This is a genomic window from Paenibacillus illinoisensis NBRC 15959 (assembly GCF_004000925.1).
Taxonomy (GTDB): domain Bacteria; phylum Bacillota; class Bacilli; order Paenibacillales; family Paenibacillaceae; genus Paenibacillus; species Paenibacillus illinoisensis.
The window spans coordinates 268,288-287,116 of sequence record NZ_BIME01000003.1; the positions used below are offsets into that span (position 1 = coordinate 268,288).

The 18,829-nt window shown below is 53.3% G+C and carries 16 protein-coding genes; 9 read left to right on the plus strand and 7 right to left on the minus strand.

Annotation, left to right across the window (positions count from 1 at the left end; all coding sequences use genetic code 11):
- Positions 1-3 precede the first annotated feature (3 nt).
- Positions 4-831 carry a carbohydrate ABC transporter permease gene (locus tag PIL01S_RS09860; protein ID WP_095290931.1) on the plus strand — a complete coding sequence of 276 codons (828 nt, stop codon included), beginning with the start codon at positions 4-6 and terminating at the stop codon, positions 829-831.
- Between the two features lie 87 nt (positions 832-918).
- A complete protein-coding gene (gene gntK / locus PIL01S_RS09865) occupies positions 919-2,472 on the plus strand; it encodes a gluconokinase (RefSeq protein WP_127537394.1) in 1,554 nt (517 codons plus the stop codon).
- An 84-nt stretch (positions 2,473-2,556) separates the two neighbouring features.
- Here gntK and PIL01S_RS09870 read toward each other — a convergent pair whose 3' ends face one another.
- Positions 2,557-2,841 (minus strand): hypothetical protein, encoded by a 285-nt coding sequence (locus PIL01S_RS09870; protein ID WP_127537395.1) that lies wholly within the window; start codon positions 2,839-2,841, stop codon positions 2,557-2,559.
- A 157-nt stretch (positions 2,842-2,998) separates the two neighbouring features.
- On the minus strand, positions 2,999-3,370 hold the full coding sequence (locus PIL01S_RS09875) for a nuclear transport factor 2 family protein (RefSeq protein WP_127537396.1): 372 nt from the start codon (positions 3,368-3,370) through the stop codon (positions 2,999-3,001).
- A 123-nt stretch (positions 3,371-3,493) separates the two neighbouring features.
- On the opposite strand from PIL01S_RS09875, the gene PIL01S_RS09880 reads away from it, so the two are divergent.
- From PIL01S_RS09880 to PIL01S_RS09890, 3 genes are all read left to right on the plus strand, one after another.
- Positions 3,494-3,838, plus strand: coding sequence for an ArsR/SmtB family transcription factor (locus tag PIL01S_RS09880; RefSeq protein ID WP_371859943.1), 345 nt, complete (start codon positions 3,494-3,496; stop codon positions 3,836-3,838).
- 8 nt (positions 3,839-3,846) lie between these two features.
- Positions 3,847-4,653 carry a hypothetical protein gene (locus PIL01S_RS09885; RefSeq protein ID WP_127537638.1) on the plus strand — a complete coding sequence of 269 codons (807 nt, stop codon included), beginning with the start codon at positions 3,847-3,849 and terminating at the stop codon, positions 4,651-4,653.
- 128 nt (positions 4,654-4,781) lie between these two features.
- Positions 4,782-5,741: an MraY family glycosyltransferase gene (locus tag PIL01S_RS09890; protein ID WP_095360332.1), complete on the plus strand. Its 960-nt coding sequence runs from the start codon at positions 4,782-4,784 to the stop codon at positions 5,739-5,741.
- Between the two features lie 167 nt (positions 5,742-5,908).
- Here the strand turns inward: PIL01S_RS09890 and cydC are convergent, their stop codons facing one another.
- The 4 genes from cydC to PIL01S_RS09910 are packed head-to-tail and all read right to left on the minus strand — an operon-like array spanning position 5,909 to position 12,097.
- Positions 5,909-7,810 (minus strand): thiol reductant ABC exporter subunit CydC, encoded by a 1,902-nt coding sequence (gene cydC, locus PIL01S_RS09895; RefSeq protein WP_127537397.1) that lies wholly within the window; start codon positions 7,808-7,810, stop codon positions 5,909-5,911.
- Position 7,811: 1 nt separating this feature from the next.
- Positions 7,812-9,680 carry a thiol reductant ABC exporter subunit CydD gene (gene cydD / locus PIL01S_RS09900; protein WP_127537398.1) on the minus strand — a complete coding sequence of 623 codons (1,869 nt, stop codon included), beginning with the start codon at positions 9,678-9,680 and terminating at the stop codon, positions 7,812-7,814.
- Position 9,681: 1 nt separating this feature from the next.
- A complete protein-coding gene (gene cydB, locus PIL01S_RS09905; RefSeq protein ID WP_246058155.1) occupies positions 9,682-10,737 on the minus strand; it encodes a cytochrome d ubiquinol oxidase subunit II in 1,056 nt (351 codons plus the stop codon).
- Positions 10,682-12,097 (minus strand): cytochrome ubiquinol oxidase subunit I, encoded by a 1,416-nt coding sequence (locus tag PIL01S_RS09910; RefSeq protein ID WP_127537399.1) that lies wholly within the window; start codon positions 12,095-12,097, stop codon positions 10,682-10,684. Before PIL01S_RS09910 ends, cydB begins: the two co-directional genes overlap by 56 nt.
- A gap of 385 nt (positions 12,098-12,482) precedes the next feature.
- Between PIL01S_RS09910 and PIL01S_RS09915 the strand changes: the two genes are divergently transcribed.
- From PIL01S_RS09915 to PIL01S_RS09930, 4 genes are read left to right on the plus strand one after another with little or no spacing between them, the layout of a single operon-like run.
- Positions 12,483-13,775 carry a hypothetical protein gene (locus PIL01S_RS09915; RefSeq protein ID WP_127537400.1) on the plus strand — a complete coding sequence of 431 codons (1,293 nt, stop codon included), beginning with the start codon at positions 12,483-12,485 and terminating at the stop codon, positions 13,773-13,775.
- Positions 13,775-14,665, plus strand: a complete 891-nt coding sequence (locus PIL01S_RS09920; RefSeq protein WP_246058156.1) for a glycosyltransferase — start codon at positions 13,775-13,777, stop codon at positions 14,663-14,665. The genes PIL01S_RS09915 and PIL01S_RS09920 overlap by 1 nt, the downstream gene beginning before the upstream one ends.
- Position 14,666: 1 nt before the next feature.
- Entirely contained in the window at positions 14,667-16,007 is a 1,341-nt protein-coding gene (locus PIL01S_RS09925; RefSeq protein ID WP_127537401.1) for a glycosyltransferase family 4 protein, read from the plus strand.
- A complete protein-coding gene (locus PIL01S_RS09930) occupies positions 16,004-16,675 on the plus strand; it encodes a class I SAM-dependent methyltransferase (protein ID WP_127537402.1) in 672 nt (223 codons plus the stop codon). The genes PIL01S_RS09925 and PIL01S_RS09930 overlap by 4 nt, the downstream gene beginning before the upstream one ends.
- A 78-nt stretch (positions 16,676-16,753) precedes the next feature.
- On the opposite strand, the gene PIL01S_RS29725 is transcribed toward PIL01S_RS09930, so the two are convergent.
- Positions 16,754-18,811, minus strand: a complete 2,058-nt coding sequence (locus PIL01S_RS29725; protein WP_176587458.1) for a glycosyltransferase — start codon at positions 18,809-18,811, stop codon at positions 16,754-16,756.
- Between the last annotated feature and the right edge of the window lie 18 nt (positions 18,812-18,829).

Genomic DNA, 18,829 nt, shown 5'->3' on the forward strand with positions numbered 1-18,829 from the left:
CTCATGACGTCCAAATACCTCAAATCGCTCGTATTGTATACCGGTCTTATCGGGGGCATGCTCATTTCCATGTTCCCGTTCTATTGGCTGATTGTAATGTCCACCCGGACAACGTCCGACATCTACGCATTTCCGCCCCAGCTCTGGTTCGGGGGAGAACTGTGGAATAATATCAGCCGGGTGCTGCAGCAGATCGACTTCTGGGGTGCATTTGTCAATACACTGTTTGTATCCGGCATGGTGACCGTGCTCGTGCTGTTCTTCGACTCATTAGCGGGTTTTGCGTTTGCGAAGTTTGAGTTTCCGGGCAAAAAGTGGCTCTTTGTCCTGCTGCTGGCCACCATGATGGTGCCTTCCCAGCTGTCGCTCGTTCCTTCCTTCGTCCTCATGGCGACGTTCGGTTGGGTCGGTTCCTTCAAGGCCCTGATTATCCCGGGCATGGTGAATGCCTTCGGCATCTTCTGGATTCGGCAGTATGCCACGGAGTCCATCCCGAATGACCTGCTCGATGCGGGCCGGATCGACGGCTGTAATTTCTTCCGTCTCTATTGGAATGTGGCGCTGCCCATCCTGCGACCTGCGTTTGCGTTTCTCGGCGCATTTACCTTTATCGGAGTATGGAACGACTACCTGTGGCCGCTCATTGTCCTGACCGATGAACGGAAATATACCCTGCAGATTGCCCTCTCCCAGTTAAATGGACTGTACAATACGGATTACGCGATGGTTATCGCCGGTACTCTGCTGGCTGTTATTCCGCTCATTATCATGTTCCTGTTCATCAGCCGTCAGTTCATTTCGGACATTGCCGCCGGAGCCGTGAAGGATTAATATTCCTGCATTTTGATCCATCCCTCAAGTCTGATATTCTTATCTATAGATTAATACCAGATGCTCCAGAGAAAGAGGGATGACAAAATGGCTTCTTCACCCTATATGATCGGCGTAGATATCGGCACCACATCCACCAAGGCCGTATTGTTTGAACAAAACGGCTCCATCGTGGCTCAGGGTGGTGCCGATTATCCGCTGTATACCCCTACCCCTGCGATTGCAGAGCAGGATGCGGACGATATTTTCCAAGCTGTTGTAGAATCCGTTAAGCAGGCGACAGCCAAGGCAGGTGTCAAACCGGATGAGATTCTGTTTGTATCATTCAGCTCGGCGATGCACAGCATCCTGCCCGTTGACGAGCACGGCAAACCGCTGATGCGCGCCATGACGTGGGCAGATAATCGCAGCGCGGAATGGACGGAAGCACTCAAAACCGAAATGAACGGTCACGAAATTTATCTGAGAACAGGAACGCCCATTCATCCCATGTCACCACTGACCAAAATCATGTGGCTGACCCGGGAACAGCCAGAACTGTTTAAGCAGACCCATAAATTCATCTCCATGAAGGAGTACGTGTTCTTCAAGCTATTCCATGAATACGTGATTGACCACTCCATGGCGTCTGCCACCGGAATGATGAATCTGGAGAAGCTGGACTGGGATGAGGAAGCCCTGCATGTGGCAGGAATTACACCAGACCATTTATCCCGGCTTGTGCCAACCACTCATGTGCTCAAGCAAGGTCTGAACCCGGAGTATGCCAAGGAAATGGGCATTGCAGACACGACGCCATTTGTCATCGGGGCAAGTGACGGTGTGCTCTCCAATCTTGGCGTAAACGCAATTGATCCTGGCGTGGTGGCAGTAACCATCGGCACCAGCGGAGCCATTCGTACGGTCGTGGACAAACCGGTTACCGATCCAAAAGGACGTTTCTTCTGTTACGCGCTCACCGAGGATGCGTGGGTGATCGGTGGGCCCGTGAATAATGGCGGGGTCATTTTCCGCTGGATTCGGGACGAGTTTGCAGCATCTGAGGTAGAAACAGCGAAGCGGCTGGGTATCGATCCTTATGAGGTGCTCACTCGTGTCGCGGAAAATGTACCGCCAGGGTCGGAAGGTCTGCTCTTCCATCCGTATATGACAGGTGAGCGGGCTCCGCTCTGGAATCCGAATGCCCGCGGCTCGTTCTTCGGTCTGACGCTTCATCATAAGAAGGAGCACATGATCCGTGCCGCCCTGGAAGGTGTATTGTTCAATCTGTATACCGTCATGCTCGCTATTGAAGAGAAGATCGGCCGTCCTACCAAAATCCAGGCAACGGGCGGCTTCGCCCGCTCCGAATTATGGCGGCAGATGATGGCCGATATTTTCGACCAGGATGTGATTATTCCCGAAAGCATTGAGAGCTCCTGCCTTGGTGCAGCCGTGCTGGGACTCTATGCGCTTGGCCGAATTGATTCCCTGAGTGCGGTATCCGGCATGATTGGATCCACACATCGCCATCAGCCTGACCCGGATCATGTCCGCATCTACCGGGAATTGCTGCCGATCTTCATTCGGATCTCCCGCAAGTTTGAAGAAGAGTATGCGGATATCGCTGCTTTTCAAAATAAAACGATGCATACGAAGTAGTTGCAGAACATCATCAGCTTAACTCATGTAACGACAAGAAGACCTACTGACATATCAGTAGGTCTTCTATATTGATGTAAACATCTATTCTCCCGCGCTTTGGGCGCTAAGTACAGTACTTCCTATTGTATTAAGGAGTATGGCAGTAATTAAAATTCCAAATACCATAGGTGCATTACCCATCACACCATCCGCAATGGTCACATGATATGCAATGTAGATAACGAAATAACGAAGTAGAAAGAACCACAAAATAATGTGAATACAACCGAACAAAATTCCTGATATCCAGCGACGATTGTATATAAGCCCTAATCCGGAGAACAGAAATGATAGACAAACAGACAGCATTTTTTCCTTTTTCCTCATCTGAATTACCTCCTTTTGTTCAATCGTTCTATAACCTGTTCCAAACAATTATAGGTAATTTCAAACAAATATATGAAGGGGAGGAATTCGATTAGAAAAAGGGTTCTCCACTGGGAGTACAGACATTACGGGTATACAATCCTATGTGGGAATCTACTCATTTATATTTACTGAATGCATCCTTGTCGTCCTGCACATTTTCCAGATACACAATCTGTCCCTCATCATTCAGGCGGGCGATATCAATCCCTGTTTTTGCATATACCGTGCCATCAGCAGCTTGTCCACACACAGCCCAGTTTGTCTGGTAGCTGCCATCCGGCTGCAGGACCCACCCGTCCCACATATGCTTGATGTCCATGTTGTATTCATAAAATGCTTTCATAAAACCTTCAAATCCTCTTCTGCTGGTTCCGTTTAACACAATCTCAGCATCTGGTGTAAACAGGGACAGTAAATCCTCCATCGCACGTGCATCCGTACGGGAAGCGTCAAATAAACGAAAATAGTTGTTTAACAAGGTAGTCATGATGTTCCTCCTGATGGTCATCAATCGATGTGAATTATAGTTCGAATAATTTCGAACTATTGAATAGCAATGTATCACACGATCCAGTCTCCTTACAACCCTCAGTTCGAAAAAAATCAAACATTGAAAGAGACGTTTCAATATGCTACCGTCATAGATATGAAAACACCTACGATACCCATGGCTTCGGAAATGGAGTTTACCACGGTCTGCAATGCACTTGGTGATCCGGTGCGCATGAAGATTGCTCACTGCCTGGCCAGCTCCGGCGAGAAAAACTGTTCCGCCTTCGAAGTAGACCATATTTCCAAATCAACATTGTCCCATCACATCAAAATCCTTCGTGAAGCAGGCCTGATCCAGCCACGTATTGAAGGCAAACAGCATTTTTACTCTTTGCGGAAGGATGATCTAAACAGTCGTTTTCCCGGTCTTGTAGAATTAATATTGAATACGACAGGAGGTTAATTGCATTGTTGGATAAAAAAGCGGCAAAAATACTGCTGAGCACATTCTGGGGAGGTGGCGGCTGGAAGACAGAACGTGCACCGTTCTCCGGAGATGATTTTGAATATGCCAAGAGCAAGCATGTGATGTTCGATCCGCAGACCACCACCCACGACGAGATTGTTCGGCGTCTGCATGAAATGCATCAGGACATCAGCTTGAAGGATAGAGTCGTGTCGGCTTTTCTGCATAGCCTGTCCACCAAAAAAGTATATTTGCGCAGTGCGCTCTCAAGCTGGGCACTCACCTCACGTTTACCTCTGCATACCTATGCGGAACGGCCTGCGCTTCGTGCCAACACCAGTGCATGCGGGGATTGCAATTACCTGCGGATACAGTCGGACAAGCAGTATGTGAACGTCGATCTGAACGTCCTGAATTTTGAGCGGATCAAATGGGGCGGGGTCCGTCATGGATGGCTGCTCTACTGTCTGATGGATCTGGAACTGCTGCTTCTTGATAACGATTCAAACTACGAGGTAACCCCGGAAGACAAGGCCATCCTTGAACAGCTTCTCGCAGTCTGCCAGACTGGTGATCCCAAGGGTAGTGCCCGCTCGCTTGAAAAGCTGTGGAAAGGTCTGCTCCCTTCGAGCAAACAGGAACGGGATGCCCTGATTGAGATTTGGGCTGCTGCTGGACTGCTGGTTCCTGGCGATACGCCGAGAAGAGGCAAGGGTGGTTCCGGCGACTTTGTCTTTGCAGCTACCTGGCAAGGAGATGACGGCTATAACGCAGAAACAGCAAACCACTTCTTTGGATCTTATTTGCGTTAAATGTTCTGAACTTTGGCTTTCTGCCAACATGTGCGATCATGCAGGTTACAATAATGACATCGACAGATTTCCGCTCTAGCTCGTATAATAGGGGAAAAATGGTAGATGGGAGTGAATCAAGCAATTTTATGGTATACATAATGGCCTTTTTGCTGTCTTTTGTTGTCGTGCTTCTGCTCATTCCTCCGCTTAGCCGACTGGCCCACCGCCTTGATTTTGTGGACAAGCCACGGGAGGACGTAGAACGCAAGCTGCACAGGCAGCCCATTCCACTGACGGCGAGTTACGCGATATTCACCGGATTCTTCCTGACATACATTGCTTTTACGAAGCAGTTGTCCATGGAGACAGCCGCACTGGTTGCAGGCGGTATGCTTCTATTAACGATCGGCACCATTGATGACTGGTACAAAACAAAAGGCAAAGACTTTCCCGCCCTGCCCAAAATGATCATTCAGATCTCCGCAGCCGTGCTCGTATTTGCATCAGGTATTGCATTCACCGGGTTTGTGAACCCGCTGACCTCGGAATACGTCATGCTTCCGTTCTGGCTGCAGTTCATTCTGACGATCCTGTGGATCTTCGGCGTAACCACCGTCATTAACTTCTCGGATGGCATGGACGGGCTTGCTGGCGGATTGTCAGCGATCTCGGCAGTCACGCTGTTTGTCGTTGCCCTGGCCAAAGGCCAGAGCGATTCGGCACTCATGTCCATCGTGCTTGTCGGTGTAACGCTTGGGTATCTGAAATACAACAAACCTCCGGCCAAGGTATTTATGGGTGATGCCGGAGCGACATTTCTCGGTTTCATTCTGGCCGTCATTGCCCTTGACGGGGCATTCAAGCAAGCGACCATGCTGTCCCTATTCATCCCTATTCTGGCCCTTGGTGTACCGATTTTCGACAATATCTTTGTCGTTATCAAACGTTTCATTCAAGGCAAAGCCATCTATCAGGCCGATGCAAGCCAGGCTCACTACCGCCTCCTGCGTGCGGGACTGAACCATAAGCAGGTGGTTGGCGTCTTGTATCTCATCAGTACCTGCCTCTGCCTCTCTTCCATCATTCTCATGTTGGTCGAAATGTAGGGACGGACAATCTTGCTCCATAGAGGTAAAAAAGACGAGCCCGTGTATACACGGGCTCGTCTTTTGGCTGATATGACCCTTCCATCAGCTTTATAACTTGGAGTAAGTCTTCTCTTTTTTTTCCGGTCAACGTGATCTCAGCCCTCAATCCTTGAAACCAATCACACTTACCTAGAAGCTGCCGGCGGCAAGGGAACCCCCGGCTTCTGCCAGTCTGCCCATCCTGGTCGGTCGAGCTCGACGAGACGACGATAACGCTCTTCCCGAGCCAGCAGCTGTTCGTGAGAACCCTGCATGGCAATCTGTCCATTTTCCATAAAAATGACCTCATCCATCTGTTCAGCACCAATGAGATGATGGGTCACCCAGATCATCGTTTTACCCTGCATGCTGTCCAGAATGGTGCGCATCAGTGCGCGTTCCGTCACAGGATCAAGTCCCACTGTAGGTTCATCGAAGATGACGACTGGTGTCTCCTGCAGCAGCACCCGGGCCAGAGCAATCCGCTGCCGTTCGCCGCCCGAAAAGCGCATGCCCGTCTCCAGCATCGGGGTATTGTACCCCTGCGGCAGAGATTCGATAAGGCCGGACAAACCGACTTGGCTGGCCACGCGTCTGATCTCCTCATCCGTTGCATGTGGACGGCCAATTCTCAGATTGTTCGCGACCGTTGTATCGAATAGATGTGGATTCTGATTTAGCACTGCAATGACATCAGATACATTCTCTCCCAGCGTCTGCACAGGCTGATCGTTGATCAGAACTTCCCCGGCTGAAGGGAGCAGAGCACCCTGAATCAGTTTGAGCAGTGTGGATTTGCCTCCGCCACTGCGCCCGAGAATTGCTAGCCGTTTGCCCTGGGGCAGATGAAGAGAAACACCCTGTACCGCAGGGGAATCTTCCGAAGCATAGCGGTAACTTACATGATCCATTCGAATATCCGCTCTCAGCTTCGGAGGGATACGCAGACGTATGCGTTGATCCCGTGAACGATTCGTCATCTCCGCTGATTCAGAAGGGGCTTCAGCCGCCTGCACCGTTTCATCTCTGCCTGACGTGGCACCTGGAGCATGTCCCTTACCCTCCAGATGCTGCAATCGATCCAGCGATTCGCGGTACTCGGGGATACGCTCCACCGCATCGGACACAGGCAGTAAGGCTTCCGTAAGTGGAAACAGCACCAATACAAATGCCCCGATCATAACGGCTGGCAGCTGTCCTGCTGCTACCTCGCTTCCTGCCCACAATGTCGCGGACACCACCATCAGTCCAATGACACATTGTGCAATCAGATCACGCCAGCGCGCCCATCTTCGCAGGCTGCGCCGAACGGAATCTGCCCGTTCCTCCCCCTCCTCCTGAAGACGAACGAACTCCGCCGCCCGTCCACTGGCCAGCCAGTCTCCTAGGCCAAGTACACCGTCGGTAAGCCGCGTATATAAGTGGCTGTTCTCCTTTTTCAACCGTACTTTCTGTTTCCATGTAATCTTTAGCGTGATGACTGGCAGCAACCCAATAAGGAATAACAAGTAAAGACCCATCCACAATGCAAAACCCAGATCCACGGTTCCAAAAGAGATAACTGCTGCACCGTACAGGATCAGTGCCGTGATGGCCGGGAAAACCGTACGCAGATAAATATCCTGCAGCCGCTCCACATCCTCGGCAAGTGCACCAAGCACATCCCCCGTTTGCATCCGTGAACGCAGGAACAGGGCTTGGGGCTCCAATATTCGATACAGCTTCACCCGTTGATCAGCAAGCACACGCAGTACGGCATCATGACCGGCCAGACGCTCGGCATATCGAAACACCGCACGGAAAATCCCGAATGCACGAACACCCACAATCGGTACATATACCATCAGAATGTTTTCAGGGCGGAGCGCAGACTTGGAGATCAGGAACCCTGAGGTAAAGAGCAGCAGCACGGCACAACATGCAGCACATGTCCCCAGTGCAATAACTCCGGCAAATCTCCAGCGGTACTGTACCACGTAAGGAGAAATCCAGCTGCTTTTCACACTCCCGTTTCGGACCGTTTCTACCTGCTCATGTTCAGCTTCCATGTTATACCGCCTCCATCTGGGCCCGAATCATCTGGTAATAGACGCCCTGTCTTGCAAGCAACTCTTCATGTGTTCCTGTCTCTGCAACCGTCCCGCTGTCCATCACGATGATGCGATCCATATGCGGCATCCAGTGCAGGCGATGCGTAGCCAAAAATACGAGTTTGTCTTCAAAACACGGCAGCATCGTCTGTTTCAGCTCATACTCGGTCTCTACATCCAGATGTGCGGTTGGCTCGTCCAGCAGCAGTACCGGCCGTGCACTTAGCAAGGCTCTGGCCAAGGCTACCCGCTGCTCCTGCCCACCGCTGAGCTGTCTACCCCCGGCTCCAATTCGCTCATACAGTCCGTTTGGCAAGGAAGAGACCAGCTGGTTCAAGCCTGCTGCATTAGCAGCCTCTGCAACCTCCGCATCCGATGCTTCCGGCATATAAAAGCGGACGTTATCAGCAAGGGTCCCACTGAATATATAGGGATGCTGCGGAATGGCAGCCGTTTGTTTTCTCCAGGATTCCATCATCTCCGGGGACACGGGCTGACCGTTCACCAACACTCTTCCTGATGTGGGCAGTTGAAAACCAGCCAGCACGTCAATCAATGTTGATTTCCCTGCACCGCTTGCACCGATGATGCCAACCTTGATCATACCGGAAATCTGAAAGGTGACATCCTCCAGCGAGTAGGCTCCGTCCTCTTCATGACGTACTTGGATATCGGTAAGCGCCAGTCGGCTGCCCTTGTTCCAGAGCACCTTCGATGCAGCTGAAGACACTTGTCCGGCAGTGCGATCATCATCCAACACAACACGTATGGTCGAGGCATGTTTACGTTCTGAAGAAGACTGCTGTACGGGTCTCACTCCGTCCGTCCCTGCCTGTGTCTGAAGAACAGTAGTGGCATACGCTTCCCGCTGTCTCTGCTCGGCTGCCTTCCCCCGCTCAATCATCTGCACAATTGCTTCTCCAGCTTCCTTGCCGTCCAATGTGGCATGATAATCTGCACCCACCATACGCACAGGCAGGAAATACTCCGGTGCCAGAATAAGTACCGTCAGTGCCGGTCCGAGCAGCATTTGTCCTTCCGTTAGCCGCAAGCCAAGGCCAACCGCGACCGAGGCAACCGAGAGCATAGTGAAGAAGTCCAGCGCGAAGGAAGACAAAAAGGCCATGCGCAGTGTAGACATCGTTGCTTTTCGGTAGCGCTGGCTGACTCGAATAATCGTGTCTGTATGCTTGCCGCTCTGGCCCAGCGTTTTCAGCGTTTCGAGTCCGCGAAGCGTATCCACAAAGTGATTGGCCAGTGCCTTGTATGACTTGAATTGCCCATCAATCTTACGCTGTGCAGCCAGACCGACCAGAATCATAAACACAATTAGTATGGGAAGGGTCACCGTCAAAATAACACCGGACATGATATCCAGCTTGAGCACATACAAGAGAATAATGATTGGGGTAAATCCCATGCCCAGCATGCGGGGGATAAATAGCTCCAGATACGTCTTGTACTGGGCTGTTCCTTCGCGTGCCAACGTGACCAGATGCCCTGTTCCTTCTGTTTTGGCAAAACGCGGGCCAAGCCTGAACCACTGCTCTACCATTTGCCTGCGCAGGTCTGTTCCCGTTTTCTCTGCATATCGCATCGCCACCAGCTGCAGCCAGAAGGAAATGGCATACCGGGCAGCAAATGCAGCCAGGAACAGCAGCAGCACAGGGTACTGCTCTGCGATGGATGACCCTTCGAACAGTGCCGTTATGGCTTCGGCAAGCCATTTGGCCTGCATAATGATCGTTATCGCCTGCAGCAATACCAGCGCTGAAGCCAGCGCCAGTACAGGCCGGATCCCCGGCAGCTTCAGCAGTCCCCGTCCCATATCAGTACTCCAGGTGATGCTGCTCGTTCAGACGTTTGCGGAAAATGTAATAACTCCAGATCTGATATCCGAGGACAAAAGGCAGCAGCGTGCAGGCTACAATCGTCATCACTTTCAGTGAATATGCACCAGAGGCCGCATTATAGACCGTCAGATCGAACGCTGAGCCGAAGGAACTGACCATAACTCTTGGAAACAGGCCAATGAATACAGAGGCAAAAGCGATGGCAATAACGGCTCCGGTCATACCAAATGCCCAGCCCTCACGCTTATGCCGCACGAAGTAAGCAGCGAACCCCAATGAAACGGCACCAAGGACCACCATGATCCAGAGCGCCCAGCCGCGAACGGCGAACACATCTGTCATGAAGTAGGTCATCACCGCATACACCGCAAGAATGGCGGCCAGCGGCAGCATTAATTTATTTGCCATATTCAACGCCCGTTCCCTGAGATCGCCAACGGTCCGCAAGGAAGCGAACAGCAGCCCATGAACGAGACACAACAAGGTTACACTTAGACCGCCAACAACGGTATACGGGTTGACGATGTCCAGGAATCCCGCACGCATCTGCATCTCCCCATCAATGGGCAGACCCTTCATGAGCGTTGCAAAGACAACTCCGAACAGAAATGGCAGGAGGCTACTTGAGACGACAATGATGATATCCCATGTTTTGCGCCAGCGCTGCTGCTTCATCTTGCTCCGGAATTCAAAAGCGACTCCACGGCCGATCAATGCGAGTAATACAACTACTAGCGGCAGGTAAAAACCGCTGAACAAGGTGGCATACCAATGTGGAAAAGCAGCGAACATTGCGCCACCTGCCGTGATCAGCCAGACCTCGTTTCCATCCCAGAACGGACCGATGGAGTTGATCAGGGTACGACGTTCACGATCTGATTTGGCAATCAGGCCTGTGGACATTCCCACACCAAAATCGAAGCCTTCCAAAAAGAAAAAACCGACAAACAATACAGCGATCAACAGAAACCAAAGCTCACTTAGTGACAACGGAATACCCCCCATCCATGCCGAACGGATCGGCCGATTCATCGTGTTCCTCCGGCTTATCTACTGCGTGCGGACCTGCCTTGATCTCACGAACGAACAGATAGACCATGACAATGCCCAGAACCGTGTAAGCCGCCGTAAACGCAATGGTAGAGAACAGAATCTGGCCTGCGCTCACGTTAGGCGATACACTGGCTTCGGTCGTCATATATCCGAATACCGTCCAAGGCTGCCGTCCCACCTCCGTCATAATCCAGCCCGACGTATTGGCGATGAAAGGCAGGGAGATGGCAAAAACCATCAGGCGCATGAACCATGTTCCAGCTACCTCCAGCTTCTTGCGCAGCGCCAGAAATGTACCGTACAGGGCGAGTACAATCATTAAACCGCCTGCAGCAATCATGATACGGAAGCTCCAGAACGTTGTCCGTACTGGCGGGATGTAGTTCCCTGGCCCATATGTCTGCTGATACTCGGCATTGAGTTCCTTCATACCTTGAACACTGCCGGAGAATTTGCTGTAGGACAGATAACTGAGCAATCCGGGAATCTTGATCTCACCGGAGTTCTCCTGTTTGTCAGGATCTATTGCCGCGATGACCGTCCACGGCGCAGGATCTTCCGTTGTTGTCCAAGTTCCTTCACTGGCTGCCATTTTCATCGGCTGCGTCTCCACCAGATATTGCGCCTGGAAGTGCCCGGAGAACGCCACACCGAATGAGGAAACAAGACCAATGATGATGGCAATATTGAACGATTTTCGGAAAATCTCCACATCCTGCTTTTTCATCAATTTGTACGCACTGATGCCGGTTACCACGAAGGCCCCTGTCATTAATGCGCCAAAGATCGTATGCGGGAATTCAACCAGCAGCTGACCATTGGTAAGCAGCGCGAGGAAATCATTCATCTCGGCACGGCCGTTCTTAATCTCGAAACCGACCGGATGCTGCATGAATGAATTGGCTGCCAGAATCCACAATGCGGACAGGAATGTGCCGACAAATACGAGCCAGATACAGGCCAGATGCACCTTTTTGGATAACCGGTCCCACCCGAAAATCCAGAGCCCGATAAATGTAGACTCCATAAAAAACGCCAGTAAGGCTTCAACCGCCAGTGGCGCCCCGAACACATCCCCGACAAAGCGTGAATACTCGGACCAGTTCATGCCGAACTGGAACTCTTGCAGAATACCTGTCACGACCCCGACGGCAAAGTTAATCAGGAACAGCTTGCCCCAGAACTTGGCCATCGTTTTGTAGATCTCCTTGCCCTTGACTACGTACAACGTCTCCATAATGGCTACCAGCAGTACAAGACCGATGGACAGCGGTACAAAAAAGAAATGGAAGATCGTTGTGAGTGCATATTGGATACGCGATAACATAATCGGATCCATACCGTTACCCCTTCTTTCTGTTTACATCGCAGTGATTTGCATTTGGCATGGAAGCTGCACCTTCGCTGTCTGTCCGCCAAATACGTGATGAACGTATTGTGCCAGATTGCCTATTTTGTACATGTGACAATTATCACAATCTACGTTAGAATTGCGAAAAAAATGTGACGATGGTCACACATTGGATAAAATTCAGTCTAATATGCGGCTTATCTGCTTCGTCTATTCAGGGAAGTTGCTCATGTTTGGCACAACATGCCCATATGCTAGAGTCAGACATATCATGCGAAGTGCCTTAAGGGCTGTACATATGATGTGGAGAGATGGAACACCTCCGGAAGCGGAGGCGGAACGTTAGAATGCAGTCAAAGTGAGGTGATGACCTATGGATAAGCCCGAATGGATACCGGAGATCAATGGGAAGACAGCGTCAAATGAGGATGGAAGGAAATGTCCTACCAATCGGTACATTCTTTTTCCCCGCAAAGGGGGATGGTCCACGTTTCCTTATCCGGACATCGCTGCCCTGCTCTCGGCCGAGGGAGAAGTCTTATATGTAAGCAGTCAGGAACGATCGGAAGAGATGCCCCCGGCCATTTCAGTAATCACCCTGCCAGAAGCTGAGATTCTGCTCCAGCAAAATCACACCGCAGCCGTCATTGCACACCCCTACTGGCTTACAGCAGTTCAATCGCTGCATCCGAAGATCAGCATTGTGCTGCTTCCCGAACCGGCAGGCGATGAAGCAAACTCTCCGCTGTGGGAGGGTTGTATATCCAGACTGGTTGGTACTGCCGATCTGATCGGCACGTCTTCGGAAACACGGTACATGAAGCTGGCCTTTCAGGGCGTCCGAGCGGTCTGGCTGGGCGGTGAAGACAAGGCTCCGGCTGGCTCCATACACAAGGATGATCTCGAAATTCCGCTAAGAGATTATGAGCTGCTTTTTCTTCATGCCCTCAGACAAACCGTTACCAAAGCACCGGACACCATCACTCCGCTCCAGTGCAGCATCCGTGCAGACTATTACCGCCAGCTCCGTTCCAAAACAGGGCCGCATGAGACGATCTCCTTTTTGCTGGCAGCCTATGAATATTTGCTGGACGACTCCCGTGCAGCAGCGTCCCTGAAGGAGGCCTTTACACATGCGATCATGAACGGACGAAGTGATTGTGTGCAATCACACTATCGGTTTCTATCCGCCATTCATGCCAAAGCTGGAGAAGTTGAATCTGCGCTGCAAGTCTACGGAATCAGTGCAGGCAGCGAACAGGAACGGCATCACTATGAACAGCTGTGCCGCTGGCTCGAGGCAGGAGAGAATCAGCTTGTGCAGGCAGAGCTGCTGCGGTTAAACGATGATTACGGAGCTGCGCTGGGGATATTGGACGCGCTTGGAGGAGAAACCGCCCGGCATTGGAAGTTCCGGATATATCAGGAGACCGAATGTGTGGAGGATGCTCTGGCTCTGGTCCATGCGGCAGATATTCAGGATCGTTCCAGCCGCAGGGATTATCAGGAGTTATCAGGGACTGCCATGGCCTTGCGGGGAGATCGTCACGGGGCAGTACGACAGTTTCTCGAAGCCGCGATGGAGAATGAGGAAGCTCTTGCCCGGATTGTGGAGATGGAACTGCTGGACCACGCTGTACAGCAGCTGCTTGGGGAGGTGCCGTGATGCTGGACCCGAAGAAGCGCACGCAGCATAATCAGGGGCTGGGCATGCAGCCTGATATTCGTATTGAAGTTCACCCCTCCTCTTCCGAAGCATTGGCGGACCAGCAGATGGACTCGAAGAGCAATGAAGTGGAAAGCGAGGGTTCACGACCCACACCTTCTTCTATCCGCCGTGTCCGCAAAAGTCAGGGGAACAAACTGACCGCCATGCTGCAGGTCCGTAATGAACGCGGACGATACCTCGAGGAAGTCCTCCGTGATCTGAGTGAATTCGTGGATGAGATCGTTATCGTGGATGATGCGAGTACCGATGGAACACCAGATATATGCAGGTCCTATCCAAAAGTTATTCGGCTTGAGAAACTGGAGAAGCCTCTATTTGCTGAGGAATGGCGGCTCCGCAATACGTTATGGCAAGCAGCTGTAAGTACTTCACCGGACTGGCTGCTGTCCGTTGATGCGGATGAACTGTACAGTACGGAGGCCAAGGAAGCAATACGTGATCTGATCAACCAGGACCATGCAGACTGGGTGGCATTCCGATTCTACGATATGTGGGGTGGACGGACCCACTACCGGGATGACGAACTTTGGGGCCTGCACAGACGGCATACGGCATCACTTGTCCGCTATATGCCCGAGTATCCTTACTTTTACCCACAGCAGAACCATCACGTTCCCCGTCTCCCCTTGTCCTGTTCGGTATTGCCTGGCATTCGCACGGAATTAAAAGTACAGCATCTTGGGTGGGCGGGCAGCCTCGAAGACCGGGTTCGCAAGTATCTGCGTTACAAACGCATTGATCCCAGCGGCGAGTGGGGCAGTCTGGAACATTACGAATCCATCCTGGACCCGGAACCTCGGCTGGTTCCCTGGAAGGAGGAGCATTGAGATGGGTGTGGTCAGCATTTTGACACACAGCTTCACGGATGGATACAACCGGGAGTTCGGACGGGTATTCGGAGGGGGGCTTGAACGTTATATTCTGGATCTGTGCAGTGTGATCCGCGAATTGGGGCATAATCCCGAGGTGCATCAGTTGTCATATTATGAAGCATTTCAGACACGTACGGAGCAGATAGATGTATTCGGATACGCCTACGATATGGATGATGTGCCTGAAGCCTTCGAGAGGATGGCGGCGGCAGCCCGCGGCCCTGTCATCTATGCCAGCTGTCTCTGGCAGCCCATCAGCTACAAGCCCGGCAGTCTGGGCATCTGCCACGGCATTAACTGGGATCGTCCCGGATTGCCGCTGGAGACCAAGCAGCAGGTGGCTGAGCACATCCAATTGGCACTGGATGGACTGGTACGTATCGTATCGGTGGACTCCCATTTTCAGACCTTTTGCCGGGCAGCATGCACGTTTGATGATCCCCGAAAGGTCGTCCTTATTCCCAATGCTGTGGATACCTCCTATTTCACTCCCGCTCCCCCCAGACCGAGGTTCGGACAGGAACAGGAAGCGGAATGGCTGTCTGCATGGAAGGAGGACCTCGCCAGCCAGGAAGAAGAAGCCGGGGTCTCCATCTCGGGATGGAATGCAAAAGAAGCTGTTCTGCTTGATAACGCTGACAATTCCGATCAGGCAAACGAGATCGCTGATTCTGCTGTCAGCATCCACAGTATTGCTCTGCCATCACAGATTGCACGTCCTCTGAGAATTCTGTATCCGCGCCGGATCAGTATGGAACGAGGCATCATACCCATGATGCTTGCGGCAGATCGGCTGCTGGGTGCCTACCCGGATCTGGAGATTGAATTTGCCGGAGAACTGGTCGAAGGTAGCACGGTGGGCAGGGCATTTCGTTATTGGCACCGCACTCATCCGCATCAGGATCGCATCTTGCAGCGTACGTACGACTTCAGGGATATCCGCGAGGCCTACCATCAGGCTGATATTGCCGTGATTCCCACAGTGTTCTCGGAGGGGACCTCTTATGCCTGCCTGGAAGCCATGAGCTGCGGCATCCCGGTCGTTGCCTCCAACGTGGGCGGGTTAAACGATCTCATACAGGACGGGTTCAACGGGCTGCTTGTGCCCCCGGGCGATGACGCACTCACCGCTGCTCTGGTACGCCTGCTGGAGGACAGGGCGGAGCGGGAGCGCCTCGGCATATACGCCAGGGAGACAGCTGTCGCCTACGATCTGTCCGGATGGCGGCGCAAGTGGAGTTCGGTATTGGAGACGTTCTTGGCAGATGCAGGATTGAGAGAGGGGATACGGGGATGATGGACACACCTAATCAGAATGAAGCATTAGTAACCAGATATGTTCGGCAAAACGATCCCAAAACAGATACGCTGGTATTTCCACTGCATCCGGCATGGTGGAGCAGACCTTACGAATATGAATGGGCCCGCCAGTTCGCCCAACAAGACGACGTGGTACTGGATGCAGCCTGCGGCATTTCCCATCCGTTCAAGTTTTGGCTGGCCGAACACTGCCGGGAAGCTCACGCCTGTGATTGGGATGAACGCATCTTGTCGGAGGAAGCAATCCGGCAGGATATTGCTGCCGACTTCGGCGAAGAGGCTGCACGTCATTTACCGGAGCACTACTTGACCAGGCTGCATCGCGCTCAGGCGAACCTGGCGCAGCTGCCTTATGCCTCTGGCATGTTTGACCGTATATTCTGCATTTCGGTTCTGGAGCATCTGGATACAGGCACCATGCTGCGTGCCTTTCGCGAATTCGCCCGGGTCATGAAGCCGGATGGACAATTAATTGCAACCTTTGATGTGCCGGAGATGCGGCCCGATTTACTCGAGACCATCATGGCCGTTACCGGTCTCACCATTGATGGGAAGCTCATCGTGGAAGAGCCCGATGATGCCATCTGGTCCGACATGTATGGGACGCCAATTCGCTGCTTCCGGGCAGTGATTCGGAAAGGATAGTCGATCTCCGTTAGCAAGGATGAAGCTGGCAAACACCAGTAATGGGGTTAGCTGTTATGTGGGTGAAAGCCCCGTATGTCAGAGATGGACGAATAGCATGTTACAGCGAGATGCAAAGCCTTCGGTTGCCGCTGCGCCGGGAGATGTCAGGCGCAGCAGCGTGTGCAGCCCCGGCGAACCTAGAGTCGTCGCCGGGCGGCCAGAGGCGGAAGGCTGAAGCGCGATATGCCGGGCCCTCATGGCCCATTCCTGCGCTGCAGTCTGCCGCCCGGCGAGCAGCGCGAGCGTGCCTGCCAGCAGTGCCTCTGTGGCACGAGCCGTGGCGGGCATTTCGTCCGTGAAGGGCTGCTGCATTGCCGGCGGCAAGCCGAATAGCTCCAGCAGCCCTTCACGGACGCTTGCGGGCGCACGCAGCAGCCCACAGCGTGCCGCAGGCGGAAGCGCCGCGAGCAGCGACGGGGCGGCACCTTGCGGCAGGGCCCGCAGCAGGCGCAGCCATGCAGCCCATGCGCCCACGCGCGCGAGCGCCTCCGCTGCGGCGTGCACGCCCGGCGGCGGCGCAGCTGCTTCAGCGCGTGGCACAGGCGCTGCGCTGCACGGAGCTGTGCCTGGCGCTGAATTGCCCGGGGCGGAGCCGCTCAGCAGCGCACCGGCGGCAAGTGCCGCTGCAGGCAGCGCGCATGCTGTGCGGCTGTGCAGCGGCTGGTGGGCGCCTGCGCGTGCAAGTGCGCGCCCAGCGCTGCGCTTGCAGCCGAGCGCCCACAGCGCCAGCGACGCCTCGGGCCCGAGCTGCGCATGCGCTGCCCAGGGCTGCAGCGATACCCGCGCTGCCGCATCTTCGCCCAGCTGGGCCAGCGCCAGCCCGGCGGCGAGCGGCTGCTGCCGCAGCACAGCCGCCAGTGGTGCCGCATGGCGCAGCAGCCATTGCGGCCGGTGCGCATCCAGCGCGGCCGGAACAAGCGCCTGCCATACAGCAGACGGCAGCGGTGCACGCGATGCCGCATCCGCAATGGCGTTCGGCCGCCCGGTGGCTGCGGCCAGCAGCAGCAGGCGCTGCCACGCAGCCATGTTTCCGGGCTGCGCTGCCAGTGCAGCAATATAGGCTGCCTCAGCCTCTTCCCAGCGGCCCAGACGTTCAAGTGCGATGCCTTCCAGCGTTAGACTTCGATACGTTCCGGCACCTGAAACGGAAGTGTACTGCCCCGTTGTTTTCGCTGCGGATCGTGCCTTCTTCAACCAATCCAGCGCTGCTTCCTCTCTGCCGAGGTCCAACTCCAGTACCGCGCCAAGCTCCAGCACATCCGCGAAGTCAGCATATACGGTAGTCCACGCCTGTACGACATCCAGCGCCCGTTCCGGTCGCCCACTTTCCCTTAAGGCATATGCTGTTTTGAGTACCAGGTCCGAATGATAACCGCAGGATGGCCCAAGCCGGGCAAGCAGCGGTTCCAGCAGCCGCAGTGCCTCATTGTACTTCCCTTGCTGAAACCATTCCGCTGCCAGCGCATACAGCAGCTCCGGCTGCTCATCTGCCCCATCATTCAGAGCGGAACGAATCAGACGCATATTCCGCTCTGTTTTATTTTTGCGAACGATCGCCTCTTCCAGATAGCCATAATGCAGGACTTCCAGCTCCGAATGCACCAAGCCTTCGGGAACAAAAGCCAGAATGGATGATGCGACTTCTTCGTGAATTTTACCCTTGAATGTGATCCGGCGATCGTTTCTGAATAAGCGGCACACCGCATCCGTCACCCGTTCTTCACCAGACCGTCCCAAGAGACTTGTCACCTTGATCCAGTATCCCCAGACATGATCAGGACTCCCGGATAATAAGTGCGTAAGCCCTGTCTTCATTTGCTCCGTCTGCCCCCATACTTCATCTGCATCCAATACCAGAATCCAGGGCTGGGTTGCAGCGGTAAGAGACTGATTGCGAGCAGCAGCAAAATCCCCGTTCCATTCTGCACGAATGATCTTGGCACCATAGAGGGCGGCAATTCGAAGCGTATCATCTGCTGAACCGGTATCGACAATGATTATCTCATCCACGATTCCCCTGACAGATTCTAAGCAGCGCCTAAGACCATCCTCCTCGTCCTTCACAATCATGCACAGGCTGATTCCAGGCTCCAAGCTCATCCCTCCATACTG

Coding starts and splice junctions, on each gene's coding strand:
- PIL01S_RS09860 (WP_095290931.1), top strand. CDS start 4: ATGACGTCCAAATACCTCAAATCGCTCGTATTGTATACCGGTCTTATC.
- gntK (WP_127537394.1), top strand. CDS start 919: ATGGCTTCTTCACCCTATATGATCGGCGTAGATATCGGCACCACATCC.
- PIL01S_RS09870 (WP_127537395.1), bottom strand. CDS start 2,841: ATGAGGAAAAAGGAAAAAATGCTGTCTGTTTGTCTATCATTTCTGTTC.
- PIL01S_RS09875 (WP_127537396.1), bottom strand. CDS start 3,370: ATGACTACCTTGTTAAACAACTATTTTCGTTTATTTGACGCTTCCCGT.
- PIL01S_RS09890 (WP_095360332.1), top strand. CDS start 4,782: ATGGTATACATAATGGCCTTTTTGCTGTCTTTTGTTGTCGTGCTTCTG.
- cydC (WP_127537397.1), bottom strand. CDS start 7,810: ATGGAAGCTGAACATGAGCAGGTAGAAACGGTCCGAAACGGGAGTGTG.
- cydD (WP_127537398.1), bottom strand. CDS start 9,680: ATGGGACGGGGACTGCTGAAGCTGCCGGGGATCCGGCCTGTACTGGCG.
- cydB (WP_246058155.1), bottom strand. CDS start 10,737: ATGAATCGGCCGATCCGTTCGGCATGGATGGGGGGTATTCCGTTGTCA.
- PIL01S_RS09910 (WP_127537399.1), bottom strand. CDS start 12,097: ATGGATCCGATTATGTTATCGCGTATCCAATATGCACTCACAACGATC.
- PIL01S_RS09915 (WP_127537400.1), top strand. CDS start 12,483: ATGGATAAGCCCGAATGGATACCGGAGATCAATGGGAAGACAGCGTCA.
- PIL01S_RS09920 (WP_246058156.1), top strand. CDS start 13,775: ATGCTGGACCCGAAGAAGCGCACGCAGCATAATCAGGGGCTGGGCATG.
- PIL01S_RS09925 (WP_127537401.1), top strand. CDS start 14,667: ATGGGTGTGGTCAGCATTTTGACACACAGCTTCACGGATGGATACAAC.
- PIL01S_RS09930 (WP_127537402.1), top strand. CDS start 16,004: ATGATGGACACACCTAATCAGAATGAAGCATTAGTAACCAGATATGTT.